The organism is Ruegeria sp. G2 (genome assembly GCF_056533505.1).
Window position 1 is genome coordinate 112,214 of record NZ_JBQFON010000002.1, and the last position, 25,640, is coordinate 137,853.

The window sequence follows — 25,640 nt, forward strand, 5'->3', positions numbered from 1 at the left end:
GAGGTCGGAGTTTCCGGCCTCTGACACGCCGTTAGGTAACAGCGCGACAGTCTGTTACACTCGCCCCAAGATATTGGAACTGGGGGCGTTTTTATGACTAAGATTGCCAAGATTACCTTGCTGTTTGTGGTCTTTGTCGACCTGATCGGGCAAGGGCTGGTGTTTCCGATCATCAACTCTCTGATCATGGAAACAAAGTCGGGCTTTCTGCCGGAAAGCACGGCCATGGGCACAAGGCATTTCTATTATGGTCTGGTGATCGGCTGCTTCTTTCTGTCTTGGTTTCTGGGGGTGGTTTATGTCTCGAAAGTCTCGGACTCCATCGGGCGTAAGAATGCCCTTCTGGTTTGCCTGACCGGAGCACTGGTCGGCTACGCCCTAACCATTGCTGCGCTTTATATGAACAGCTTGCTTTTACTGATCATTGGCCGGTCGATCACCGGATTTACCGCTGGCAATCAGCCGATTGCGCAGGCTGCAATGATCGACGGCAGCACGGATGCAGCCGACCGAGATCGCAACATGGGCTACATCGTGACCGGCGTCAGCTTTGGCCTCGTGGGTGGCCCGATTATCGGCGCGGTCCTGTCAGATGCCGCTTTGCTGGGCAGTGCAGCGACGTTAAAGACACCTTTCTACGGTGCGTTTGTTCTGGTCCTGATTGCGATCTTCCTCGTGACCACATTCTTCAAGGACACCAGAACCGAGCGCGAACCCTTTGTCTTCCGTCCCCGTGACATCACCGATAGTCTCATAGCTGTCCGTGAGCACCCGTTGGTTTTGAAAATCATGCCCGTCTATGCGCTGTTCATGGTTGCCAACGTCACTTTTTATGTGTTCGTCGACAACTTCCTGACCAGCGCGTGGGGCTATGGCGTGATCGGAGGTAGCATGGCGATGGTGGTGATTGGCGTTGCGCTAGCCTTCTCCAGCACCTTCCTTGTGAAGCCTGCACAGGAACGATTCAGCAAGCACCAGATCATCTATACATCATTGGTGGTTATGGTGATCTGCGGCTTTGGCTTTGCCTTCAGCCCAAGCGGTGTGCTGAGCTATATTCCGGTTTTCTTCTTTTACTTTTTCTTCGGTGTGTCCTACCCGACGCTGCTGGGCCTGTTCTCATCCAGCGTTTCCGAAACGGATCAAGGCTGGGTTATGGGCGTAACCACAGCTGTGTTCTGCTTGGCAGGCGGCATCATGTCCCTGATTGGAGGCGGATTGATGAGCATCGACATCCGCGTGCCTTACTACATAGTTATCGTGACCGCACTTATGGGTCTAATAGGGATGCACATGCGTTGGAAAGGGAAAGAGATCAAAGCGCTGTTAGCCTGAGTCGTTTGCGTTTGATTTGAATCGAAATACGCCGCCCCTCCCTTCGGTCGAACGCGCATTTCGATCCATTGCTTTTGGCTAAAACGCAGAACGTCTTAAATCGTTTCGACAGTCAGGTTGCCGTTTGTGTAGACACAGATATCCGCCGCAATTGCCATGGCTTCGCGCGCCACATCTTCGGCCGGTTTGTCGCTGTCCATCATCGCACGAGCCGCTGCGAGGGCAAAGTTGCCACCCGACCCGATGGCGGCCACGTTATGTTCGGGCTCAAGCACATCCCCTGCCCCAGTGATCACGAGTAGATCCTTACCGTCGGTAACGATCAGCATTGCTTCGAGCTTTTGCAGATACTTGTCGGTGCGCCAGTCCTTGGCCAGCTCGACCGAAGCGCGCGCCAGTTGGCCGGGTGTTGCCTCAAGTTTGGCTTCCAGCCGTTCCAGCAGCGTGAACGCATCCGCCGTAGATCCGGCAAACCCGGCGACGACCTCAAACCCGCCCGGTGTCAGGCGACGTACTTTTCGCGCGGTGCCCTTGATCACGGTTTGGCCCAGGCTGACTTGCCCGTCCCCGGCGATGACAACCTGCCCGCCCTTCTTGACGCCGATGATGGTGGTGCCGTGCCAACCGGGAAAATCGCTGTCTGCCATGAATGCCTCCGTTATCCGTGCTGCCATATATGGGCCGGGCACGGGTTCTGCGCAACCAGTTCTCAAACCGCCCAAAAGATATGCAGAAAATGCAAACCGGGACTGTTGAGTCAGCATTTGTGAGATTCAGCCGCCGGAGTTACATGAGGCTCACAACCGACAACGGGTCGGCTGTTTCTGTTAAAAAGGACTACGCACATGGCAAACGCTGTCGCAAAAACCCATGCGCCGCTCGGAGCAGTCACCATCCTGCACGCAGTGGACGTATTCTCCCACTCATTCGAAAATGTTGTCGAATGGTATCAATCTCGCAAGACCCGCAATGAACTGGCGCGTCTGAGCGATGAGCAACTGGATGATATTGGCCTGAACCGTGCCGACATCACCAAGTTCTGATCTAGGATCAGAATTAGACGTAAGATGAGCCGCTCAAACGAGCGGCTTTTTCTTTTTCAGCTCTTGACGAATTTACCCGCCAGATCAGGCAGATATGCCTCAACCGCAGCGGTGGCGACAACATGAAGCGTGCCTGCCCCGGCGTCCTCGACATCCAGCCCGCCTTTGACGGCACGGACCGAAGCGCGCCCCCGCGGAAGATCAGATGCGACAAGATCACAATCAACCGCCTCGGGCCGCTGCACTCCAATCGTGACCTCAACGCGCATCTCTTCGTGGCTGATGCCCAGCTTAGAGAACAATGTGATTGACGAGTGGTGCAGTGCGTCCTGAACAGCGCGGCGCGCGGCCTTGGTATAGTCCTGACCATAGAGGTCATTGCCGGTTCCCATCTCCAGAATGATGCGTTTCTCGGTCATTGCGCGGGCTCCATGTCAAAAGACACAATGATCGCCGCATTGGCGATCACCGTGCGGCCCTCGATGTGGGGCTTTTCAATATCCAAGCCGCCTTGCGTTACCGTGATATTCGGTTGGCCGTATGGAAATACAGCTTTCAGCGCTTCGGTATCTACCTGGTCTGGTTGTTGGACGCCAATCTCGGCATCAATAATCATGGCTTCTTTCGGAAACCCGAACAGCTCTGCCATGTTCACCGAGTTATGCCAGAGTGCATCTTTGATGGCGCGCAACGCCGCCTCGGTATAGTCCTCACGCCGCAACGACGTGCCCAATCCGAATTCTATCAGAACTCGTGTTTTTGCCATTTCTTGTTCCCGTCAGATCAGCACATCCGTGCGGTCAACCAAAAAAGGCGTCCCGCATGAGACGCCTTTGATGCAATTGGTTCACACCGGCTCAGATCGACTCGTCGATCCAGCTTTGCAGTGCCGCTTTGGGTGCAGCGCCCGCACGGTTTGAAACGACCTGCCCATCTTTGAAGATGAACAGCGCCGGGATGCCGCGTACGCCCATGGCAGCAGCCGCGTTCGGGTTGCTGTCAACGTCCACTTTGGCAATCTTCACCTTGCCGCCATATTCACTAGCTAGCTCTTCCAGAGCGGGGCCGATCTGCTTGCAGGGGCCGCACCACTCGGCCCAGAAATCCACCACAACGGGGATATCGGAATTCTTGACTTCGGCGTCAAAGGTATCGTCGGTTACGGCAACGGTCGACATGTCTGTCTCCTGAATGGGAATGCTTGGGCTGAGAACGTAGGTGCCGTTCGGGAGGAGGTCAAGATATAGCGCTACGCCTCAGGGCCTCTGTCACTATATCGTGTGGCAGCCACATGAGATGTGCAGTGCGGGTCCATAGTATTGCGGTGTGGATCTGGTGCTTGGGAAATATTTGCGACAGGGCATTTGCATAGGCCCCCATCTGGCGCAACAACCCCTCGGGGCAGGTTTCAGGGCTGTTCGGAACGGTCGCATTTGATTTGAAATCAATCACTTGAACTTCTGTATCGGTAACGATCAATCGGTCGATCACCCCATGCATTCGGGCGCCGTTCAAATCGGCGGTGACCGGGACCTCGGCCAGTGCATCCGGTGCAAATACCGGTTTCAGATGATCGGCGGTCAGGACGGCCTCGGCTTCGTTTAGCAATTCCTGGCATTCCATATCCTGCATATCGGCCAACAGTCGTGTGCAAAGATGCGACCATTGCTCCTGAACAACAGCGGGTAGATGTTCCAGCAATAGGTGCAGCCGTGTTCCACGGAGTTTCGCCGCCTCTTCATCCTGCCCGGTATCTCCGGGCAAAGCCTTGGAACCCCCCAGATCGGAAGGGCTTAATGTTTCTACCGGCGTTGGTGCTGGCGGCGCTGGCTGATCGAAATATTCCGGCAGGTTTTGTTGGATATTCTGGACGCTATCATGCTCAACAACAGGCAATGCGTTCCAGTCTCCATGTGCCAGCCGGAGTGTCTGGGAACCATGCATCTGAGTGGCCCCTGCGCGCGCCATCGCGGCCTCGACCATTTGATACCAGCTGCTGCCATCTTTACCCACATCTCCGGCTGCGGCGACTATCAACCACTTTTCTGCTCGCGTTAGAGCCACATATAGAAGACGCAGCCGTTCATTCTCCTCGCGCCTTCGTGCTTCTTCACGCGCCGTAGCAATCAGTAAGGGTGAGGTATCAGAGGGCACTTTCCACAAGGGGGTATCCCCTGCCATCATGATCTCGGCATCGCGCGGCGGCTGCCGTTTGCCAGTGTCGGGCAAAATCACGATCGGTGCTTCCAGCCCTTTCGAGCCATGAACGGTCATCACTCGGATCATGTTGCCGACACCGCTCATTTGGCGCTTGATCTCAAGGTCATCAGTTTGCATCCAGACCAGAAATCCGGTCAGGCTGGGAACATCCGTCCGTTCATAGGCCAGCGCCTGTGACAGCAAAGCGTTGATACCGTCCTCGGCCTCGGCCCCCAGCCGACCCAGAAGTTTGCGACGCCCGTCATGACGCGTCAGAATACGCTCGATCAGGTCATAGGGGCGCAGAAAGTCGGTCTGCCCGCGCAGATCGTTCAGAACTGCAAGCGTTTCGGGGAATTCCTCGGTACGATTGCGCAGGGCGGCCCAAAGATAGGGTTCTTCCCTTCGATGGGCCAGATCGAACAATTGCTGTTCGGACCAGCCGAACAAAGGGGACTTAAGGACCGTTGCCAGTGACAAGCCGTCCTCGGGTGTGGCCAGAAAACTTAGCAATGCGGCAAGATCCTTGACCGCCAGCTCCGCACCCACTTTTAGGCGGTCAGCGCCCGCAATGGGCAGATCAGCGGCTTTGCAGGCACGAATAATCTCGGCAAATAGGTCTGAGCGTCGTTGGACCAGGATCAGAAAGTCGCCGGGCTGGACCTTGCGGCGAATATAGGTGCCTTGGGTTTCTCCATCGTCGGGTATTGTCGCGCCGTCATCGATCATGTCCCGGATCGACCGGGCCACTTGCTCTGCCAGAATAACCGTATGATGCCGTGCGCCAGGTCGGTCGACCGGGTCGGTCCAATCGATATCCTCCTCCTCCTCGACCTTTTCGACCACAGGCCACAGGTCAACACGACCGGGTAGATCGGCTTTAAAGGCACGGTGCAGCGAGTTTTTGTGGAACCCGGCCTCGGCACGGTTTTCGAACAGGATATCGACCAGTCCTAGGATCGTACTGGATGAACGGAACGAATATTCTAGCGTTGAATCCCAAAGTTTAGAGCCTGATTCTTGCAGTTTTAGCCCAAACTCGGCCTGCATCCGGTCAAAGGCCTGCGGGTCGGCGCCCTGAAAGGAATAGATCGATTGCTTCTTGTCTCCGACAACAAAGATCGTGCGCTCAACCCCGGATCGGGCCCCTTCCCCGCTGGTGAATTCCTGCGCCAGTTTCTCGATCACATCCCATTGATCTGGACTGGTGTCCTGCGCCTCGTCCACCAGAATGTGATCGATGCCGCCATCAAGCCGGTACAGCACCCATTCCGCCACCGCCGGGTCATTTAACACCTGCCGAGCGCGCAGGATCAGATCATCAAAGTCCAGCCAACCCCGCAGCTGTTTTCGCCGCTCGTATTCAGGCAGGAAAGCGGCAGCAAAACGATGTAAAACGTGGGTTTTCTGCGCAGCCGTCAACGCCAGCCTCTGTTCCCGCGCGGCCTCTACCCGCAACATGAGGGCCTCAAGCTGGGGCAATCTGTCGGCCAACACCCCTTCGCGTAACGCCTTGGTGGGGAAACTGTTGATCTTAGCTGTAAACGGTTCTTTTGCGGCCTTACCTGTAAGCAATACGCTTTCCAGCACAGCGAGGTCGTTCAGCCGCGCATCGACAAAGCCCATAAGCTTGTCGGCAGCTTTGGCGTTGTTTCCGCCGCTCTCTTTCAGAGCAGGTAAAATGGACTGGATCAGGTCGACTTCTCCACCCAGAAATACGCTTTGCAGCAAGGCTTGTTCATCAAATCCTTTTGGCAGATCAAAACGTTGCAATAAGTCCGGCCAGTGCAGAACTTCCTCAAACTGGTTTCGCCTCTGCGCCACGGCGGCGGTTAGTTTGTCAAAGCCGGTATCTGTCACAAAACGGGCCACATCCTCGATCAGTGCGGCCTGATGACCTTCGGCAAAATCCTCAATGATCTCTTCGCGCAGCAGGGCGGCGGCCCGATCTTCCATTTCGGCGAACTGCGGGCTGACCCCAGCCTCAAGCGGGAAGCGTCGAAGCAAAGAGGCGCAGAAGGAGTGGATCGTTTGGATCTTCAAGCCGCCAGGTGTTTCGATGGCGCGCGCAAACAAGGTGCGCGCCTGTGCCAAACGGTTGGGATCGATCACACCCGGAACACCGAGTTCAACCAGTTCTTTCTGAAGGGCGCTGTTACCCAGCATCGCCCATTTGCCAAGACGCTTGAACAACCGGTTCTGCATCTCACTTGCAGCGGCCTTGGTATAGGTCAGGCACAGGATATGCTGCGGCTGCACGCCATCCAGCAACAGCCGCGCCACCCGGTTGGTCAGCACCCGGGTCTTGCCCGAGCCCGCATTGGCCGCCAGCCAGGTTGAGGCGTCCGGGCGCGCGGCCTGAACCTGCCGTTCGGTGGCATCATTGCGGGGGGTCATGTCAGGTCCTCCGGTGCGGTTTCTGCCGACCGATCCCACTCTCCGAAACGGGCGAGATGATCATAATCCCCGACATCCGCATCCTTGTGTAGCATCCGGCGTGACGAAAACCCCTGATCAGGCTCTAAATAGGCAGATATGAGCTCTTTCAGTTCGGCCAGTACCTTGTCGGTTGGCTCTTTCTGCAAGGGTGCGGGTACCTCTTTGTAGGTGCCGCCCATACCGATGAAAATTGCCTGCGCGACGGGAAGCGGATCGAATCCTTCGATACCGCCTTGCTCGGCCATTGCGGCTTCGATCAGCAGTTGTTTGTCGAATTTTGCTTGCTGGCTTTCCGTTGGCGGGGTGCCGGTTTTGTAGTCGATGATCCGCAAAGCTCCCTGCCCGCTTCGATCGATCCGGTCAGCGCGTCCGGCAATGGTGAAGTCCAACGGGGCCAGCGCTAGACGCATTCCAACTTCAAAGGCCACCGGCCCACCATCGGTGCGTCGCTGAATCTCGGCGGATAGAAAACTGTCTGTGATCCGCTCTAGCCGTGCCAACCACAACTTTCGCGCTGTTGGCCATGCAACGTGTTGCAGCAGCAGGGCTTCGGCCCGTTTCAGGAAGTTTTCACGGCTCAGCAACGCTGGATCCAGAACACTGTCCCGCACGAACTGTTCCAGCACCTCGTGGATAACGATGCCACGTAACAGCGCGTCCGGGGCCTGCACTAGCGGGTCCAGAGGCTTCAGGCGTAAAACATGTCGGGCGTAGATGGCGTAAGGATCGCGGATCAGACGCTTAATCTCGGTCACCGATAACCGTCGCGGACGTGCTGCGACGGGCGGACGTGGTGACGGTCGGTGAGCCGCAGCAATTCGGGGCGCTTGTTCCAGTGTTTCTGCCCAATCCAGCCATTTTTTGCCACGCGCACGCATTGCCGCCAAAGCATCGGTTCCACCTTGTTCAGGCAAGCCCTGCAAAAGGTTGGTCATGCGGTTCAGCCAGCGTGAGGGTACGGTTTCCGCGTCATCCGAGCGGGTCGCGCGGGTCAGAACCACCTCCGGTGCACCTGCAGCTTGTTGAAAGTCATGCGCGGATAAGCCGATCCGGCGCTCGGGCAGCAAAAGCCCTGCTTCGTTGCGCATCTGTCGGTTCAACCAGGGATCGGGTGCCGCAGCCTCAGGCCAGCTGCCTTCGTTCAGGCCGCCTAGTATCAAAAGATCTGCGCCCTGTACGCGCGCTTCAAGCGTGCCCCAGATCATCAGATGCGGGTGGGGCGCATCGCGGTCGCGAACCTCCTCACCTGCCAATAACGCGCCCAGAAGGTCAGCGAAATCATGGGCGGTCATCGCGCCGCCATGGTGAGCCTCGCCCTCCAGTGCTGCCATCACCGCAAGCGCCTTTTGGCCGGCATTCTTGTCCCACAATGTACCCGGTTCACCAGTGGCACCCGCCGAGATTGTTTCGGCCAATGTGCGAAGTCGCGCGACCCAGTCTGACAGCGGTTGCTCATCTGGCCGGTATTGATCGCAGAATGCATCATTCACCCAGCGAACCCAGTCTTCGGGCGCTTCGTTGCGAATGGCGGAGGCCGTCAGGCTGGCACTGTCGGGAAAAGGCGGGCCGTGGCGGCGCAGGTCAAGCTCCAGATCGCGGGTGTGTAGCAGATGGGCGCCCCGGTCGCCGCCATCATGGCAAAGTGGATGCTTGAGCAGTGTCAGCAATGCCTCACCATCCAGACGGCGCGCGAACAACCCAGCGACATGGCGTAAAAACCGACCGGGTGGAGACAATTGTAGCGGTAAGCCCGCGCTGTCATCGGGCAGGATATTCCACCGGTCCAACGCGGCGCTGACCTGACGTGTCAACATCCGGTCAGGCGTTATGAGCGCGGCGGTTTGCCCGGTTTCGGCGGCCCGACGAAGGCGCAGAGCAATGGCTAATGCCTCAGCCCGAGGAGAAGACGCTTCGATCAGTGTGACATCCTTGGTTGCACCATTCAGATCAGCTAGATGAGGACCCTCGGTCATCCAGGCGTCAGTCACCGGGGCAGGGCGCAAGGCAAGTGAGATCAGCTTGTTACGCGCAGGTGAGGGCACCTGATCCGGGGTCCAAGGCTGAATCTGATCGGGACCAAGCCCTAGCCCGAGCATCAGCTTGCGGAAGCGATATTGCGGATGATCCTCGGAGGTCAGGGCGTCATCCAGATTGTGCCAGACATGCTCGGGCTGGTCGAAGTCATAGCCTGGCAACACCAGCGCCCCTTGCGGCAGGCGTGCGACGGCCTGCATCAGCATTAAGGTAGTTCCGCGTGACCCAGTAGAGCCCGCCAATATTACCGGATGTTCAGGCGGCGAGATCTGCCAGCGCGCGATCAGGTTTTCGACCACACGACGCTGCCGGGCCTGCGCGTCAAGCGTATCTGCGCCAGACTCCATGAACTGATCTGCGATGCCGATAAATGCTTGTGCCCGGGCCCAATGGCCGGACATGTCGCTGACGTCAAGTTGCCTGATCGCTTCGGGTGAAACGCCTTCGCCCTGCATCTCGTCAATCAGCGCGGCAAGGCTGTCGGACAGATCAAAAAGCGAAGAACGCGCGGCCAGATCGGGTTGTTGATCCAGCAATTTGGCAATCAGCTGCGTCAATTCCAGCCTGCGACGCAAGGGTGGAATTGCGGGCGGGATCTGTGCGAGTTTCGCGCTTTCGCCCAGATCGGTGACCAAAGACAACCGCGGGAGTAAGCAGGGCGGTCCTTGATCAAACAGATCACGTACCCTGCGTGCCATGCGGCGGGTGTTGATCACCAGTTGAACCCGCGCCAGAGCATCCGGCGGCCGACCATCAAACCGTTGACGCAAGCCGTCTACCAGCACCTTCGGGAAATCCGCGCCCGGAGGCACGGCGAACACCCGGGGCAGGGCGCTGGGCTCAAACATCGGCAATCAGCCCCTCGGCCAGATCAATACCTTCGGGATGCCCCACGTCACACCATCGACCAGGGTAGGACAGTGCAAATAGGCGATTATGCTGCAGCATCTGATCCCACAACACGTTCAAGGAAAACACGTCCTCATTGATGTCATGCAGCTCGTTGGTTTTGATTATCTGAGCCCCGCCATATATCAGACCTGCGCCTCGGGTGATCCGCCCGGTGCTGTCCTGAGTAAAATCACCCGGACCGGCATGACCAAGGGCCTGTCCGATCGGAATGCACATTAGAAGCGCATCCATTTCATTTGGATCCCAGTGATCCCTGAGCAATTTCAGCGGGTTTAGTCCGCCCCAGATCGCATCGCTATTCAGGGTGAAGACCGGCTCGGGCCCAAGCAGCGGCAGCGCTGCACGTAAACCGCCACCGGTGTCCAGAATGCGCGGATCTTCGAGCGACAGCGCCACGTCGTGGCCCGCCAGATGATCGGCAATCTGGTCGGCGCGATAATGCAGGTTGGCGACAACACGTAATGGTCTCAGCGCATCGACCAAATCCAACGCATGGTCTATCAAAGGTCGCCCGGAGACCTTAATCAATGGCTTTGGTCGGTCTTTGGTCAATGCCCCCATACGGGTGCCGAAACCGGCAGCAAACAGCATTGCAGCTTGGGGTGTAGCGGTCATTGCGACCTCAGCTTTGCAAGGTTCTCCGGGCTTGGTTCGGGCAGGGCGCTGCGCAAAAGATCCGCCACGGGAACCAGCGCCGGATGCTCCAGATCGCGCCTCAAATGGGCCCAGGCAGCGGGGATCAGGTCGACGTAATGTGGTTTACCATAATCTATTGCCAGCCGCGCAAATCCACCCAGAATACGCAGGTTGCGCTGTGCGCCCAGAACCGCATAAGCGGTACGGAAATCGTGCCCGTCAACACCGGTTGCAGTGATATAACGGTCGATCATCCGCATCTCGATGCCGACAGGGACCGTGCGACGCACATCCTGCAGCAGCGACATCAAATCATAGGCGGGATGCCCTAACATCGCGCTTTGGAAATCCAGCAGCCCTACACGCGCCAGACCGTCTCGATCAGGCATCCAGATCAGATTTTCTGCGTGATAATCGCGTTGCACAACAACCCGTGTCCCGCCGGTTTCGCGGTGCAGGATATCGGCAAAGCGAAGCTCGAACCGCGCGCGCGCCTCTTCATCATGTGAACCTTGAATGCCTTGCGCGTATTTTGTGAAAGAAAGCGCCGCAAGCTCAGTCATCAGAGCAGGATCATAGCTATCGAGCGAAAGAGTGTGGGCCGCGTGAAGATGGACCAGAACATCGGTTGCCACGTCATACAGGGTGCGTTCAAGCGTTGGGTCGTCTCGCAAGACGCGGGCAAACAGAGCGTCGCCCAAATCTTCGAGCAGCAGAAATCCGTATTCGCTGTCCTCTGCATAAATTTCTGGTGCACTCAGCCCGATTGAACGCAAATACTCCGACATGCGTACGAAAGGTTCGACCGACTCCCCTTTGTCGGGTGGGGCGTCCATTAGAACCGCTGTGCGGCCAGTGGCGGGATCGGTCAAGCGCTCGTAACGGCGGTTCGAGGCATCGCCGGCCAAGGGTGCATGTTGCGCACCGCTCCATGGGGTCTGCGCGATCAATGCTTCTGCCAAAATGGCCCGGTTTGTCATTGGATCATCTCCAGCCTGGTGCTCCATTTCGGGTCCGACCATGTAAGTGAAACTTGCCGGGTGTCCTGATCGTCGGGGTCGGTTGCGAAATGAACAAGCAAGGCCGATTGCGGGGACAGCGGACCCAGTTTTTCGGGCCACTCGATCAGGCAGATGCTGGTGTCAAATGCGTCGACCAATCCCAACTCTTCAATCTCTTCCACGGATGCAAGCCGATAGAGATCAGAGTGCCAAATGTCCCCGATCTGCGTCTCATAGACCTGAACCAGGGTGTAAGTTGGTGAGGGTACATCCTCAGGCTTCATCAGCGTCGACTGGATCAGAGCGCGTGCGAAATGGGTTTTGCCGCTGCCGATCGAACCTTCAAGAAGGACGGTATCGCCCGGTTGCAATGCACCCCCCAATCGGGTGGCGATTTCCGCAGTGTCCTGAGGGGATTTGAGAGTCAATTTCAGCGGCGCATTCATGGCGCCACAATGAACCTACGTCGGGTTGGCCGCAACCGGCTCAGGCGCTGATTTTTTGCTGCTGCGCGATGTTTTCAACGGCACTGTCTGAGGTGAAGCGAACGATGGTTGCCCCGTTTTGCATGGGACTGACTGTGCAGGTCATTGTACTGCCCGACTTTAGGGTCAGTTCGCCTGACCATTCGGCCCGGTTCTCGCGCGTGGTTACAAATTCCCGGATCTCGCCAAGGATTGGAGTGGCGGCGCAATGTTCCTGCCACTGGCGGGTGATTTCAAGAACTGTAGTAGGCTCAAACCCGACCTCGCCGCCGTCACCCCACATCAACTGGTAGGCATAGTTCGTCGTTGCCAGCGTCCCGTCATCCGAAAAGACAGCGATCGCATCAGCAAGCTTGTCCAGAATGGACTGCATCAAATCCATCTCAGCGCGGAACCTGCGCGTCAACGTAATTTCGGCGGTGATATCTTCGAACAGAAAGGCCACAGCGCCGTCCGGGTGCGGTCGTCCACTGACGGAATAGACCGAGCCTGAAGGTAATGACCACGTTTCCTGATAGTTCCCATCCTGGGCCGCTTCCAGTAGATCATTCATCTGACGCCGCCAGCTGCGGTAGTTTTTGGGCTCTGGCATCATATGCTGATCGCGCAACCGGTCAAAAAAGCTGGACAGACTGGGGCGAAGGCTCAGAAAATCCGGCGGCAGTGAAGTCAGATCAATCAGTGCAGGATTAAACAAAGCCAACTGGCTGTTACGGTCAAAAATGGCCAGACCAATTGAGAGTTGGGCAAAGGTTTTGGTCATCGTCTGCACGAATTTGCGCTGTACGGTTTCCGCCTCAACAATCGCGTTGATATCGACGGCATAACACAACTGACCCTGGTCTTGGGCAACACGGGTCAGATCAAACCACAATCTGGATTCACTGTCTTTGATCTGAACTGAGACACGGGATTTCCGGCCCAGTTGCGCCTCGTCTGAAAGCAGTGGAAAAACCGGTTTGGTCAAATCCGCATCCGGCCCCGAGATTTTCCGAGCCAGAGAAACATAGGCCGCGTTACACCAACGCACCGTGTTGCATTCGCCCGACAGCCATACCGGGTAAGGTGCTTGATCCATCGCTAAACGGGTCGGGTCATTCGGGTCGGCGCGCTTTGCCGATACAGCGTCCTTCAGATCGCGCAACTGGACGCGGATCACTCCATCTATCCATTCACATGAGACTTCGCGGTCAACTGTGCAATCAATTGCGGATACAACCAGATGGCCCCGAGCCCGAACGAGTTCGGGTGTTTCCGGGAAAGAGGGATAGTCACGCTGAAGCAGCCTGTGCAGATCGGACCAGTTGGTGACAGATTCATATCCGGCCAATGCGATATCAGAGTGGCTGATCAACCTGTCCCCATCGAATAGGAAGACCACATCAAATAGCGATCCGGGCGACGACAGCCCGTAATCTACAAACGATTTCTGGTGCCGAGGCAACAACCACAATATGGCAAAACAGGCCGATACCATGCTGATAGCGGCCAGAATGATCCAGTCGGCCATTATTCAACGTCCCTGTCAAAACAACCCGAGCCTGTATGAAGGGCAATAGTTAACGGGATCTTAACTTAGATCTGGAAGGGTTGGTTTGCGCCTGAGGGGACTGGCGTGTCGCCTGTTTGCGCATCAATCAGTTTGCGCGGCCAGATAACCTTGACGATTGCCCCTTTGCGTTCCTGCTGATCTGTCAAAGTCTGATACGGGTCCGCGCCATTGGCAAAGTAAAGCTCGGCGCCACTGCGCTCGAGCAGGGTTTTGGCAATGAACAATCCAAGCCCCATGCCTTCATATTCGGGCCGGCTGCTGCGGTCTGCCCGACGGCGGCGCATGAACGGATCTCCAATTCGTCCGATAATGTGTGAGGGGTATCCGCGACCGTCATCCATTATCGAAACACTGATCTGATCCGAGGTCCATTCAGCCTCGATCCAGACATTTGCCCGTGCAAAATCCACAGCATTCTGGATCAAATTGCGCAATCCGTGAATGATCTCGGGCTTGCGCAGAATTGAGGGTTGCTGAACATCGCCGTCGGCAACCGGCTTCTCTTCGAAATGTACCTGCTTGCCCCGGTTGATATGAGGTTCTGCGGATTCGTGGATCACCGTCGACAACGGGGCCTGCCGGAGGTGAAGGTCATCTTTTCCGGCCCGTCCCATGTCACGCAATATATCGCGGCAACGATCAGCCTGCTCACGGATCAAAGCCGCGTCTTCTTTCAGTTCGGGGCGATCGTCCAGCTCTTCGATCAATTCCGAACTGGCCAGCTTGATTGTGGCCAAAGGTGTGCCCAGTTCATGCGCAGCGGCCGCGACGACACCGCCAAGATCGGTGAGCTTTTGTTCGCGCGCCAGTGCCATATGCGTGGCCGACAGCGCCTCGGACATCGACTGCACTTCTGAGCTGATACGATGGGAATAGGCGCCGATGAATACAATGGCGATGATGATTGCGGCCCAATTTCCGAACAACAATATGTCAGGGATATCCAAAACAAGGCCCAGATTGGTACGCAGCGGCAGGTGAAACTGTGCCAGCAATGTTGTCAGGATCACCGCAACGCTGCCGATGATCAGGGTTGAACGTGTGCTCATCACATTGGCTGAAATCGTCACCGGCCCGATCAACAGTAGCGCAAAAGGATTGTTAAGCCCGCCAGTCAAATAGAGCAGTATCGACAGTTGCAGCAGATCGAACAGCACCATCAGAAAGTTCTCGAACTCGGACAGGCGCTTGTTTTCGGGGAACAACAGGATCGCTGTCAGATTGCCCATGACGGAGACGCCGATGGCAAAGTAACACAGGCCAAGCTCGAGCTGCACATGATAGTATTGTTGTGCGACTGTGATCGCCGTGAACTGGCCAATGATGGCCACCCATCGCAATAGGATCAGTGTCCGCAACCTGATCCAGGTGCTGCGTTCTTGCCCGCGCCAAAGGCTGGTGTTGGAATCCGTCATCTGTCGATTATGTCCTATTGCGTCGGCCCACAACGTTGATAGGAGTGCCGACCGAACCGATCAACAACCTTCGTCTCAGGATAGCCGTCATGCTCCGTCTTTATGCCATACTCGCAACTGTAGTTCTGGCCGTTGGTCTGGGTGCAATGTGGCTGCTGACACGCGGTGGTTCGGATGACAAGTTTGCCCAGTGCCGTTCAAGCCAGATCGCGGGCGGCAGCGCCGCGATTGGTGGACCGTTCGAGCTGGTCAACAGCAAGGGAGCAACGGTGACAGACTCGGATGTGATCACCGAACCAACGTTGATCTATTTCGGATATACGTTCTGCCCCGATGTCTGCCCTTTCGACATGTCCCGCAATGCCGAAGCGATTGACCTGCTTGCCGAACGCGGACAGTCGGTGACGCCCTTGTTTATTTCAATTGACCCTGACCGTGATACGCCCGAAGTATTGGATGATTACGCGTTCAACCTGCATGAACGTATGATCGCCTTGACTGGCTCACCCGAACAGGTCAAAGCCGCGAGCAAGGCCTACAAAACCTACTACAAAGCGCATGACAAAAGCGATGAGTACTACTTGGTCGATCACTCGACTTTCACATACCTGGTCACGCCCGAGGACGGTTTCCTTGAATTTTTCAAGCGTGATGATACCGCCGAACAGATGGCGGACAAGGTTGGTTGTTTCCTTGACAAGATTTAACGCGCAACAGTCGGTTTGACCTTTGGAATGGCGCTGCTATTACTCATGTTAAAGCCAAAAAGCGTGAAATAGCGGAAAGACCCACATATGGCAGACAGTTCCCAGCTTGAAATCGGCCCCGATAAATCGCTGCTTCTGGTAGATGATGACGAGCCGTTTCTGAGACGTCTGGCCAAGGCCATGGAAAAGCGTGGATTCGAGGTTGAGACCGCAGGCTCTGTCGCAGCAGGCCGCGCCATATCGACCGCACGACCACCCGCATATGCTGTGGTTGATTTGCGGCTTGAGGATGGCAACGGGCTTGATGTGGTCGAAGTTCTGCGTGAAAAGCGCCCGGACAGCCGGGTTGTGGTTCTGACCGGGTACGGAGCCATCGCCACTGCAGTCGCAGCGGTCAAGATCGGCGCGACCGATTATCTGTCCAAACCCGCCGACGCGACTGATATCACCAACGCATTGTTGGCAAAGGGTGACGAAATGCCCCCGCCGCCGGAAAACCCCATGAGTGCCGACCGTGTTCGATGGGAACATATCCAGCGTGTGTATGAGCTGTGTGATCGCAATGTCTCGGAAACAGCGCGCCGCCTGAACATGCACCGCAGGACGTTGCAGCGGATTTTGGCGAAGCGCAGCCCACGATAGGTCATCTCATAGGTAAGTTTGCAATTCCTGAGGTATATCGCAGAGCAACTGCGTTTCTCAGAAGCTCCAGGTGTCTTTCAGTAGTTGAAACCAACTAGGTCGAAAACTCGGGATAAAGGGGTATCTTGATGGAATCGAACGCGCCCAGTGCCTCAGATATTCTCAAAAACTACCACCATCAAAGGCATTTTTTGCAAATCGTTCATATGCCAGCATTTGATCCGCCGGTGCGTACATTTCTGTATATGAAAAATCATAAATGCGCCTGTTCAACGGTTATTGCCACTTTGCTGCACAGGTTGAATGCGCAGGCCGGTGGTTCAATGCAGATTGATATGAAAAGCATACACAACCCGCCAAAATCGCTGATCAAGACTGGAAGGAAGGCGTTGGATGTCCCGTCAGCAATTGAAGCACTAGAAGAAAGAACGCGGTTTTGCTTCTCGGTCGTTCGTCACCCGACTGCGCGCACGCTCAGTGCTTTTTTTGGGTATCTGTTAAAAACCCCAGGTCAAAAAGAAAAGTTTCTGCGGCATGTTGGTAGAGAACCAGATGGCGATCTCGGATTGTCAGACTTTCTCGACATCATCGCGCATGACGAAACTGCACGTGACTTGAACCGTCACTGGCGTCCGCAACGCAAAGAAATCAGTTTTGATTTCATCGATTTCGATTTTATTGGTCGCGTTGACGATCTGAATACGGCGGTGGAGCATATCTCTTATGAGATTTTTGGAAACCAAACTGAGATGCAGGATACCCGCAGCTCATTAGGACACTCTTCTTCTTCCAAAGACGCCATACAGAGCTTGACGAGAACTGATCATATGAACCTTGAAACCGCGTTCTCGATGGATTTTGAGATGTTCGAAAACGTAAAAGCACGGTTTAGCTGACGCTGAGCGATATTGGCCGTTTGATCCAAGTTCGCGATAAAAAGTGATATTTGACGAACTCGAAGCTTCTACGAAAATCCATGAACCGTTTTTTTTGGAATCAAGACTTATCTGGAGACAATGCAAGAGTTTGACTGGAGGCGCTGTACCAAAGTTTGGAGACTGCACGTTGGCTAAACACATACCGGCGTGTGTTTCGACGGATTTTGGCAAAGCGAAACCCGCAGTAAAATAACCAGTTGCACTCCTCGGTGCTGTTAATTGCTCAAAGTGGGGCCTCATGTGGATCGATACCATGCTTCTCGCACAATCGATGCAGAAAGCACCCTTCGGGTATTTTCCCACCAAAATTGCGCCTGATCACCGCTCTTAGATTGGTAGAGTATAGATGAATCGAAAGAGCCCTTTTAGGAATCTTGATTTCTGATCGGGTCAATAACATGTCTCTGTGACGCGCTTTAACGGGATATAATACGTCGCTTCTGGAAGCATGTATTGCTTCACCAGTTTCCCCCAAAAAGTACTGCAAGGCCCGAGGACCATATGTTCCCCAAGGGAAAAACTCAGGCTGAATCGGAAGATTCTTCTCCAGGTGTCTCCGACGAGTCGGCTGGTCCCACCAAGGAGGGAATTCATTATCGTTTGCTGAGAATTCCAGCATCTTTTTGAGGGTATTACTGTCTTTTGGCAGCGCAAGCACGCCATTTAGAATGTTTGAGCCTACCCTTCCAAACAGATAGCCATTCGTGGTTATTAGGGGTTTTAGCGCGTAAGCGTCTGTATCTGCCCAAATAAAGTTGGTTTTCTCGAGAAGATGTAGTCGAAAAATGTCGGAATGTAGTGCTGGGCTTCGCCGGACAAAACCGTTTCCAACTCTTTGAAGCAGAATTCGCTCTGGATCGTATACGCTTCGGGCGTCGGCTTGCGTGACATACGAAGGTAAATTTTCGATTGGGCTATACGAAAACAATGTGACCCGTTGACCAATGTCATCAAATGATTTGAGGCAAAGAAGATCCAAAAAGCTCAGGCGTTTGCCAATCCATAGCGACGCCACCTGACTGCGTTCCATAAAAAAACCTCTAAAGTAGTTTTGCGTATGACATACATGAAGCATGTTGACAACGGATCTGAATGGTCACCGTTTGAAGATATGATATCGATGCAGGATTTGACTAACTAAGTGTGAATTAGAGATATCCTGAGCGCTTTGGCTTGATCCGATGTCCAATCATCAAAAAATCGCGGCAATCAACTAATTTTCTCAATTTGCCATAGTGTTGTACGCCCTTCTGCTGCCTGATTAACCCAAGGACGCAGACCGCGTCCGCTATGATCCTATTTTACGGGTTTATGAGCTGTGCGATCGGAATGTCACGGAAACAGCCCTGTGCCTGAAAATGCACTTCCGTACGTTGCAGTGGATATTGGTGAAGCGCGATCCTCGATGACAATTTCAAGTTTGTAAAAAATTTTTCCGGAAGATTGGTATCATATCCCAACTGAGTTGAACTGTTGATCTTCTGTAAACAAAATTAACGCAATGTGAACAATGTGTTCAAATCGTGTTTAGATTCTCTGTGACATCATCGCGGTGTTGTAATTGCAACAATGCCGTCAAGTAAGAGGCAGGTCAGGCAAACCGTTCAGAGGATCAAGCGATATGAAACCGGACATGAGACCAAACCCTTCGCAGAAAGCGATCGAGAAGCTCTTCGAATTAGGCATCGATTTTCCCGAAGTGGGACCACCTGCAGATGCCGGTATGCCTGAGCTTCCTGAGCATGTGTTCCCCATTGAAGCGCCGGATTTGCCGGATCTTACTCTTCCTGAGGAAGCAATGGCTGATATTGAGATTCCTGCGGCCATTTTGCCAACAGATATCTTCGACTTAGGTTGAGTGATCGATCGAGGCCCAGACTTTGGTAAAGGGTGTATGTTTGTCCGCCGAACGTGATGTCATCCGGCGGGCAATAGAGCGATTCTAGATCTGTAACGATAATTGCCAATGCCGTTCGTAAAGATCGTTGCGTAATCGAGCCAGCGGTCAAAACCGGCCCCAAATCCCCAACCGGCGCATTACTGGATCGCCCACCGAGATCTATGGTTTCAAATTCGGAGACCTTGTAGTCTTCGGTGCCTCAATTCGAGAACTGATTTATTCGAGTAAGTTACCCGATCACTCAGGCTATATTGGAAATTTCCGATCTTTATGCCGCTTTAAAAATCAAAGTGTGGGATGTTGTGATCGCTCCGGAATACGCTGCGCATAAACCTTGAGGCAATGTGAGTATGCGTGGGAGACATCGGGAATTGCCAATAACGCGTCCATTTTCGCTCGCAGCTTGTCACCCATCGCCAGCATTCTGTCATCCACGATACTGTTTTGATTGTATTTCTTCCAATACCGTTCGCGAAACCGGCTGTACCGGTCAGGTGCATCAATTGGTTTAGTGCCCTGACCCCGCAGGCGCTTTAGCTCGAAACTGTCGCGTGTTTTCACCGGGTAGTGAAAAACGGCCGCCCAATCGTGCGAGACAAGATGTTCGGGTACCGCTCCGAACGCGTGTCGCCGACGCACGCCAGAGCGATAAATATCGTCATGCATGGGATGCCCGGATGCATTGACGAATTGCCCCCCGTCTTGCTGAAACCCTTTAAATAAATGGGGTCGATGAATACCGAACCCGCGTATCTTTTCGGAGGTCTGAAAGAGCGTCTTATAGCGTTGATGCAGGCGATGGTCATTCTCGGCGCGTCTCAGAAAGCGCTGGGTGATCAGTCCGGGCTCCCAGGTCGCATGATGCCCGTCTCCGAAGATCAGCCAGTTCACCGCGATACCTTCCGCTTTTCCATGACAGCGATTGATCAGATCTGAGACTTGATTGTTAGGACCTGAACAGTAGAGGAATTCGTCACTATCGAGCCACATCAACCAATCGGCATAAATGAGCGATGGATGCAAATAGGCTTTTTCAGCGGCCTCATGTTGGGGGATATCGCCCGGTTTCAGATCTTGTAAAACATGAGAAATAACCCCGTTTTTATCAAGCACATCAAGCAGCTCGGTCGTACCGTCGGTTGAATCATTGCTGTAGATCAGGATCGGATCGAACCCGATCAGCAGATGATAAGCGACCCACTCAAGAATAAATGGCCCTTCATTCTTTGCACAGGAAAACAACCCAACATTCATGCCGGTTCGACCCTAGGCTTGTTTATGGTCGGTGATCCTTGAGGCACAGCCTACCTTCTGAATATGATATTGCGCTGGGTTTGAAAGGTATTTTCATATCCACGAGCCGCCAGAGCAGCAAACAGGCTTTTCGTACCTTTACCGAGATTGACAGTTTCCAGTTGCAAATAGCACGGGAGCGCGTCGTCGTCGGCAGCCGCAAGGAACGGCGTGAGGATGCGCGGCTCGTGCCCTTCAACATCCAGCTTGATAAAGTCCGCTCCATATAGATGTTTTAACTCCAACAGTGTTCGGGTTTGCACTTGAATGAGTTGGTATTTTGACTTGTCCACGCGTGCCATGTCATTCGTCAATCGCCCTTCACCCAGATTGGTGGCCGTATCGCCGCGAAGCTCTATCGAAAGCGCAGCGTTGCCAGATTCGCCCGAAATAGCGAACGTGTTCAGATCGACGTTGCCGAAACCGTTCAACGCACAGTTTCTAGACATGCGATCCGCAAGCACCGGGTTTGGCTCGAACGCAAAAATCTGAGAGTCTGGGCCGACGATTGACGCAAAGAACAACGAGTAAAGACCAAAATTAGCGCCAATATCCAAGACCTTGAGTGTTTTCCCTTCAAAGGTCTCTTTCAGCCAATTCAACTCAAGCTCTTCCGGAGATCGACCTTTTCGCCAGAGTACAAACTCACTGAAATTGTCATAGGGATGCAGATGGATGTTCAAGTTTCGGTAGGTGACCATCTGTGGCAGTAGTGATTTTCGGATCAGATTGCGCACCCGACCGCGGCCTGTGAGGTTGTAGGCCTCACGTAAGCAGGCGTTGGCGTAATCCAATCGCACCTTCGGTACCGATACCTGACTGTCTGCATCGCTCATTAGAACCTGTGCCCGGCTATAGTCTTGTTTTGATGGCAAATTAGCACAGGCCGCAACTCCGATCTATCGGTGACTTAGAGGCTGTCCAGCAACTCCTGATGCCGTTTGGTATATGCTTCTCTTACCTCGATGGGAGGGCGCAGCTTGATCTGCAGCCCCTCCAGAATTGGCTTGTCGGGGCGGCCGAAGAATTTTGTCGCCTCAGCATCTGAAAAGCCCGCGATTTGTGTCGCCTCCATCCAGGCGCTGATCTTGTCGGCTTTCTTGATCTGGCGCTTCACCGTTTGCGGTACCGCAGCGGGCAAGCCAAAACGGATATGGATTGCAGCTGCCAACCGGTCGTCCAGCGCGCCATAATCCGGGCCGACCGCAGATTTGACAGGGGAAATCATGTCTCCGATCACGTATTCTGGCGCGTCGTGTAACAGTGCCGCTAACCGCCATTTTGTTGGTGAATTTGGTGCGATGCGGCCAAAAAGCTGTTCCACCAGCAAGGAATGTTCGGCCACCGAATAGGCGAAATCCCCGTTGGTCTGACCGTTCCAGCGTGCTACGAAGGCCAGCCCGTGGGCGATATCTTCGATCTCGATATCCACCGGTGTCGGGTCCAGCAAATCCAGCCGCCGTCCCGACAGCATTCTTTGCCACGCTCTGGGTTGTGTTGCCATTTTGCCATGCCTTGTGAACTAGGACACGTTCAATCCGTGTTCTTGTGCTATGATGTACCTGTCTGGATCACATGCTGCCAACAGTTTCTTGAGCATTCGTGCTTTGAACCGGTGCGATACGATCCCGACATTAAGGACTGAGGGGGGTGCAGACTCCTCCCAGTTGCGCCCCTCTCGAAGCGAAACTCGTATCGAAAGGAGCTTGTTATGTTCAAGCGTTTATTTGCTACCGCCCTCGCCTTTGGAATGGCTGCAACTGCACCGCCTGCGTTTGCACAGAATTGTGCAGAACGCGAGCACGTGATTACCAAACTGCAAGACAGTTATGCCGAGGAATTAGCCTTTGGTGGTCTTCAGAAGTCGCGTGGCGCACAGTCGGTCATGGAGGTTTGGACCTCGAAGGAAACAGGAAGCTATACCGTCCTGGTGACCCAAGCAAACGGCATCAGTTGCATTGTCGCCGTTGGCACGGATTTTTTTGAAGCGATCCCAAAGATCAAGGTTGAGGGTACGCCAAGCTGATATTTTCAGTGTCAGGAATTAACCCCGGCCACCTGCGTTGCCACCTGCCCCAATGAATGCTAGGGCAGCCCGGATCAAGATTTACCGGAGTGGAGCACCTAATGGCCGGGGACTATATCGTCAAAGACATTTCGCTGGCCGGGTTTGGCCGCAAAGAGCTGGATATCGCCGAAACGGAGATGCCAGGCCTGATGGCCCTGCGCGCAGAATATGGTGAGAGCAAACCACTGAGTGGTGCCCGGATCGTGGGTTCGCTGCACATGACCATTCAGACCGCAGTTCTGATCGAAACGCTAGTTGCGCTTGGCGCGGATGTGCGCTGGGCATCGTGCAATATCTTTTCAACGCAGGATCACGCGGCCGCTGCAATTGCGGAGGCCGACATCCCGGTCTTCGCGATCAAAGGCCAGACGCTGGAAGAGCATTGGGAATACCTGGACAAATCCTTCCTGTTCGAAGATGGCCCGAACATGATCCTCGACGATGGTGGCGACGCCACGCTGTATATCCTGCTGGGCGCACGTGCCGAGGCAGGTGAGGACATCATCCCAGTTCCGGGTTCGGAAGAAGAAGAAGTGATCAAAAAACAGATCGCCAAGCGCATGGCCGCTTCTCCTGGCTGGTTCACCAAAATGCGCGACCAGATCCAAGGCGTGTCCGAGGAAACCACCACCGGAGTGAACCGCCTGTATCAGCTGGTGAAAGACGGCCACCTACCGTTCCCGGCGATCAACGTGAACGACTCGGTCACCAAGTCGAAATTCGACAATAAATACGGCTGCAAGGAATCGCTGGTGGATGGCATCCGCCGCGCCACTGACACCATGATGGCCGGAAAGGTTGCCGTTGTCTGTGGCTATGGCGACGTGGGCAAAGGCTCGGCCGCTTCGCTTCGTGGTGCAGGTGCCCGTGTGAAGGTGACCGAAGTTGACCCGATCTGTGCCCTGCAGGCTGCGATGGACGGGTTCGAAGTCACCCTGTTGGAAGACGAAGTCGCAAACGCGGATATCTTCATCACCACCACCGGCAACAAAGACGTGATCCGCATCGAGCATATGCGCGAGATGAAAGACATGGCCATCATCGGTAACATTGGCCATTTCGACAACGAAATTCAGGTGGCCAGCCTGAAGAATCACAAATGGACCAACATCAAGGAACAGGTGGATATGATCGAGATGCCTTCGGGCAATCGTCTGATCCTGCTGTCCGAAGGTCGCTTGCTGAACCTCGGCAACGCCACAGGGCACCCTTCGTTCGTGATGTCGGCCTCATTCACCAACCAGGTTCTGGCGCAGATCGAGCTGTTCACCAAGGGCGATCAATACAAGAACGAAGTCTACATCCTGCCCAAGCATCTGGACGAAAAAGTCGCCCGTCTGCATCTGGACCGGATCGGCGTGAAGCTGACCCAGATGGACAGCGAACAGGCGGCCTATATCGGCGTAAAACCCGAAGGCCCCTATAAGCCGGAACACTACCGCTACTGATTGTAACAGACGCATGAGCGAAGAACCGAGACGCCGCCGAATCCTGCTTTCGGTGGCGTCTTTTCTTTTTGGTCTCGTAACGCTGTTGATCCTTTTGGGCGGCGGTGGTTGGTGGCTGCTGGCCCATCCCAACACTCCGGTGCCGCCGCATTGGAACCCTCTGCGCGATCTGACCGTAACCGCCCCGGTGACTCCGGTCACAACCTATCAGTTGAACCGCGCACTGGCGGATGACGCCTTGTGCCGCGCCGCTCTGGCTGAGGCCGAGGTTCAGTTTGAACCGTTGGACGATCTTGTCGTGGACGAGAACTGTGGGATTGCGGGGCGTGGCCGGTTGACCAACTTGGTGAAAGCACGGATCACGGCGATTGAGACCCGGTGCGCCACCACCTTACGGCTTGCCATGTGGGAACATCATGTGGTGCAGCCCGCCGCGCAGAAGGTGTTGGGCACCACAGTCAGCCGATTGCGCCAGATCGGCAGCTATAATTGCCGCCGGATGCGCACTGCGCAAGGAGAAGACGATGGTTGGAGCAGTCACGCCACCGCGGACGCGATCGACATTGTCGGGCTGGACCTGTCGGACGGGCGCAGCTTGAACCTGCTGTCTGACTGGGGCACCGACGGCCCCGAGGCCGATTTTCTGCGCCAGATTGGGCGCGGAGCCTGTGACTGGTTCCGCGTAGTACTTGGCCCTGACTACAACCGCTTACATGCCGATCACTTTCACCTGCAGGGGCCTGGCTGGGGCTACTGCCGATAGTACCTCAGCGTAATGAAGGAATGAAATCTCCACGCCCTTGCGGTGTGAAATCCAACACATTCCACAATGGCCACGCCGCATCCACGTGCCGGGGATGCCAGTCGCTGGGTTCAAAGAACAGCTCGGAACTCCAGAAGTGATGAATGCCATCAGGGAGCTGTTGAAAGACATTCAGGATGGGAAGCTGGTCGCCCCCTTCGGTCTGGGCCAGATAGTCGCTCTGGTAACTCGTCCCCAGTGCAGAATAGAGCGGCAGCGCATTCCAACCCATCTCATCTTTGAGCGCCGAGAGTTTTTCAGGCGTGTTCTGCGCCACCACGGCAACCGAGGCGTTCCGTATGAGATGGTGGATCTGAGAGTTCAGCCCATCCAGAAACGCCGAACACATAGGGCAGGGGCGTTCCACATCAGGTCCGTACATCAGTGAATAGCTGATCAGCGTTTCCTGATCGCCAAACAGCGACGACATAGGCGCACTCTCGCCTGCCAGATCTTGGAACGCATAATCACTCGGGATTTTGCCCCCGTTTGGAAGAGAACGGCGCAGGGCCGCGACCTCTTCAACCTTTGCTCTCAAGTCTCGCTCGGCGGAAAGAAGTGCGTTGCGCGCGGATCGATATTCAGTGGTTTCATTGGGCAGGGAAACGGGCATGAGGACCTCCGGGAATCATAATTAACTAAAATGTTAAATAATAAATCTGAAAAAATCAAACTACGAAGTTCCGCAAAGTTCAGCCTAGGGGGAAACCTTGTGATTTTTCCCTTTTGGGAATTCCGCAGACAAGGCTAGTCTCTTGCGCATCGGTAAAAAGTTCCGTGACAATGAATTA

At 54.9% G+C, this 25,640-nt stretch carries 25 protein-coding genes and 1 pseudogene; 10 read left to right on the forward strand and 16 right to left on the reverse strand.

The annotated features are described in order from the left end of the window. Nucleotides 1–93 precede the first annotated feature (93 nt). Nucleotides 94–1,335 (forward strand): MFS transporter, encoded by a 1,242-nt coding sequence (locus tag ACR0DU_RS05200; protein WP_170780089.1) that lies wholly within the window; start codon nt 94–96, stop codon nt 1,333–1,335. 95 nt (nt 1,336–1,430) lie between these two features. Here ACR0DU_RS05200 and hslV read toward each other — a convergent pair whose 3' ends face one another. After that, nucleotides 1,431–1,982, reverse strand: coding sequence for an ATP-dependent protease subunit HslV (gene hslV, locus ACR0DU_RS05205; RefSeq protein ID WP_010442995.1), 552 nt, complete (start codon nt 1,980–1,982; stop codon nt 1,431–1,433). A 198-nt stretch (nt 1,983–2,180) separates the two neighbouring features. On the opposite strand from hslV, the gene ACR0DU_RS05210 reads away from it, so the two are divergent. After that, entirely contained in the window at nt 2,181–2,378 is a 198-nt protein-coding gene (locus ACR0DU_RS05210; RefSeq protein ID WP_010442996.1) for a DUF1127 domain-containing protein, read from the forward strand. Nucleotides 2,379–2,434: 56 nt separating this feature from the next. On the opposite strand, the gene ACR0DU_RS05215 is transcribed toward ACR0DU_RS05210, so the two are convergent. The 10 genes from ACR0DU_RS05215 to regB form a co-directional block, all read right to left on the reverse strand. Then, nucleotides 2,435–2,797, reverse strand: a complete 363-nt coding sequence (locus ACR0DU_RS05215; protein WP_010442997.1) for a Lin0512 family protein — start codon at nt 2,795–2,797, stop codon at nt 2,435–2,437. Further along, entirely contained in the window at nt 2,794–3,144 is a 351-nt protein-coding gene (locus ACR0DU_RS05220) for a Lin0512 family protein (RefSeq protein WP_480872852.1), read from the reverse strand. The genes ACR0DU_RS05215 and ACR0DU_RS05220 overlap by 4 nt, the downstream gene beginning before the upstream one ends. Before the next feature lie 91 nt (nt 3,145–3,235). Beyond that, entirely contained in the window at nt 3,236–3,556 is a 321-nt protein-coding gene (gene trxA, locus ACR0DU_RS05225; RefSeq protein ID WP_010442999.1) for a thioredoxin, read from the reverse strand. Nucleotides 3,557–3,614: 58 nt separating this feature from the next. Continuing rightward, nucleotides 3,615–6,974 (reverse strand): double-strand break repair helicase AddA, encoded by a 3,360-nt coding sequence (gene addA, locus ACR0DU_RS05230; protein ID WP_480872853.1) that lies wholly within the window; start codon nt 6,972–6,974, stop codon nt 3,615–3,617. Next, on the reverse strand, nt 6,971–9,898 hold the full coding sequence (gene addB / locus ACR0DU_RS05235) for a double-strand break repair protein AddB (RefSeq protein ID WP_480872854.1): 2,928 nt from the start codon (nt 9,896–9,898) through the stop codon (nt 6,971–6,973). Before addB ends, addA begins: the two co-directional genes overlap by 4 nt. Further along, the gene (locus tag ACR0DU_RS05240) at nt 9,891–10,577 is read right to left on the reverse strand and encodes a nucleotidyltransferase family protein (protein WP_480872855.1); all 687 of its coding nucleotides are present in this window, start codon (nt 10,575–10,577) and stop codon (nt 9,891–9,893) included. The genes addB and ACR0DU_RS05240 overlap by 8 nt, the downstream gene beginning before the upstream one ends. Beyond that, a complete protein-coding gene (locus tag ACR0DU_RS05245; protein ID WP_480872856.1) occupies nt 10,574–11,578 on the reverse strand; it encodes an aminoglycoside phosphotransferase family protein in 1,005 nt (334 codons plus the stop codon). Before ACR0DU_RS05245 ends, ACR0DU_RS05240 begins: the two co-directional genes overlap by 4 nt. Further along, a complete protein-coding gene (tsaE, locus tag ACR0DU_RS05250) occupies nt 11,575–12,045 on the reverse strand; it encodes a tRNA (adenosine(37)-N6)-threonylcarbamoyltransferase complex ATPase subunit type 1 TsaE (protein WP_170471151.1) in 471 nt (156 codons plus the stop codon). The genes ACR0DU_RS05245 and tsaE overlap by 4 nt, the downstream gene beginning before the upstream one ends. A gap of 40 nt (nt 12,046–12,085) precedes the next feature. After that, nucleotides 12,086–13,594, reverse strand: coding sequence for a PAS-domain containing protein (locus ACR0DU_RS05255; protein ID WP_480872857.1), 1,509 nt, complete (start codon nt 13,592–13,594; stop codon nt 12,086–12,088). A 65-nt stretch (nt 13,595–13,659) separates the two neighbouring features. Further along, nucleotides 13,660–15,051, reverse strand: coding sequence for a sensor histidine kinase RegB (gene regB, locus ACR0DU_RS05260; protein ID WP_480456945.1), 1,392 nt, complete (start codon nt 15,049–15,051; stop codon nt 13,660–13,662). An 89-nt stretch (nt 15,052–15,140) separates the two neighbouring features. Here regB and ACR0DU_RS05265 point away from each other — a divergent pair, with 89 nt between their 5' ends. The 3 genes from ACR0DU_RS05265 to ACR0DU_RS05275 all read left to right on the forward strand — a co-directional run bounded on the left by ACR0DU_RS05265 (nt 15,141) and on the right by ACR0DU_RS05275 (nt 17,296). Beyond that, the gene (locus ACR0DU_RS05265; protein ID WP_480456944.1) at nt 15,141–15,758 is read left to right on the forward strand and encodes an SCO family protein; all 618 of its coding nucleotides are present in this window, start codon (nt 15,141–15,143) and stop codon (nt 15,756–15,758) included. Between the two features lie 87 nt (nt 15,759–15,845). Next, nucleotides 15,846–16,400: an ActR/PrrA/RegA family redox response regulator transcription factor gene (locus ACR0DU_RS05270; RefSeq protein WP_010443008.1), complete on the forward strand. Its 555-nt coding sequence runs from the start codon at nt 15,846–15,848 to the stop codon at nt 16,398–16,400. Nucleotides 16,401–16,528: 128 nt separating this feature from the next. Continuing rightward, on the forward strand, nt 16,529–17,296 hold the full coding sequence (locus ACR0DU_RS05275) for a sulfotransferase family 2 domain-containing protein (RefSeq protein ID WP_480872860.1): 768 nt from the start codon (nt 16,529–16,531) through the stop codon (nt 17,294–17,296). Between the two features lie 265 nt (nt 17,297–17,561). On the opposite strand, the gene ACR0DU_RS05280 is transcribed toward ACR0DU_RS05275, so the two are convergent. Further along, entirely contained in the window at nt 17,562–18,368 is an 807-nt protein-coding gene (locus ACR0DU_RS05280) for a glycosyltransferase family 32 protein (protein ID WP_480872861.1), read from the reverse strand. A 235-nt stretch (nt 18,369–18,603) separates the two neighbouring features. On the opposite strand from ACR0DU_RS05280, the pseudogene ACR0DU_RS05285 reads away from it, so the two are divergent. Continuing rightward, nucleotides 18,604–18,747: pseudogene (locus tag ACR0DU_RS05285) on the forward strand (two-component system response regulator); the annotation flags it as partial. A 212-nt stretch (nt 18,748–18,959) separates the two neighbouring features. Continuing rightward, nucleotides 18,960–19,196 carry a hypothetical protein gene (locus ACR0DU_RS05290; protein WP_170542472.1) on the forward strand — a complete coding sequence of 79 codons (237 nt, stop codon included), beginning with the start codon at nt 18,960–18,962 and terminating at the stop codon, nt 19,194–19,196. A 327-nt stretch (nt 19,197–19,523) separates the two neighbouring features. On the opposite strand, the gene ACR0DU_RS05295 is transcribed toward ACR0DU_RS05290, so the two are convergent. The 3 genes from ACR0DU_RS05295 to ACR0DU_RS05305 form a co-directional block, all read right to left on the reverse strand. Then, nucleotides 19,524–20,492, reverse strand: a complete 969-nt coding sequence (locus ACR0DU_RS05295) for a glycosyltransferase family 2 protein (protein WP_480872863.1) — start codon at nt 20,490–20,492, stop codon at nt 19,524–19,526. A 50-nt stretch (nt 20,493–20,542) separates the two neighbouring features. After that, entirely contained in the window at nt 20,543–21,214 is a 672-nt protein-coding gene (locus tag ACR0DU_RS05300) for an FkbM family methyltransferase (protein WP_480872865.1), read from the reverse strand. 227 nt (nt 21,215–21,441) lie between these two features. Continuing rightward, a complete protein-coding gene (locus ACR0DU_RS05305; protein ID WP_170471168.1) occupies nt 21,442–22,035 on the reverse strand; it encodes an HD domain-containing protein in 594 nt (197 codons plus the stop codon). 207 nt (nt 22,036–22,242) lie between these two features. On the opposite strand from ACR0DU_RS05305, the gene ACR0DU_RS05310 reads away from it, so the two are divergent. The 3 genes from ACR0DU_RS05310 to ACR0DU_RS05320 all read left to right on the forward strand — a co-directional run bounded on the left by ACR0DU_RS05310 (nt 22,243) and on the right by ACR0DU_RS05320 (nt 24,810). Continuing rightward, entirely contained in the window at nt 22,243–22,557 is a 315-nt protein-coding gene (locus ACR0DU_RS05310) for a hypothetical protein (protein WP_010443015.1), read from the forward strand. Between the two features lie 101 nt (nt 22,558–22,658). Continuing rightward, nucleotides 22,659–24,047, forward strand: coding sequence for an adenosylhomocysteinase (ahcY, locus tag ACR0DU_RS05315; protein WP_480872867.1), 1,389 nt, complete (start codon nt 22,659–22,661; stop codon nt 24,045–24,047). A gap of 13 nt (nt 24,048–24,060) precedes the next feature. Next, nucleotides 24,061–24,810, forward strand: coding sequence for an extensin family protein (locus ACR0DU_RS05320; RefSeq protein WP_170780106.1), 750 nt, complete (start codon nt 24,061–24,063; stop codon nt 24,808–24,810). A 4-nt stretch (nt 24,811–24,814) separates the two neighbouring features. Here the strand turns inward: ACR0DU_RS05320 and ACR0DU_RS05325 are convergent, their stop codons facing one another. Beyond that, on the reverse strand, nt 24,815–25,462 hold the full coding sequence (locus tag ACR0DU_RS05325) for a DUF899 family protein (RefSeq protein ID WP_480872869.1): 648 nt from the start codon (nt 25,460–25,462) through the stop codon (nt 24,815–24,817). Nucleotides 25,463–25,640 lie beyond the last annotated feature (178 nt).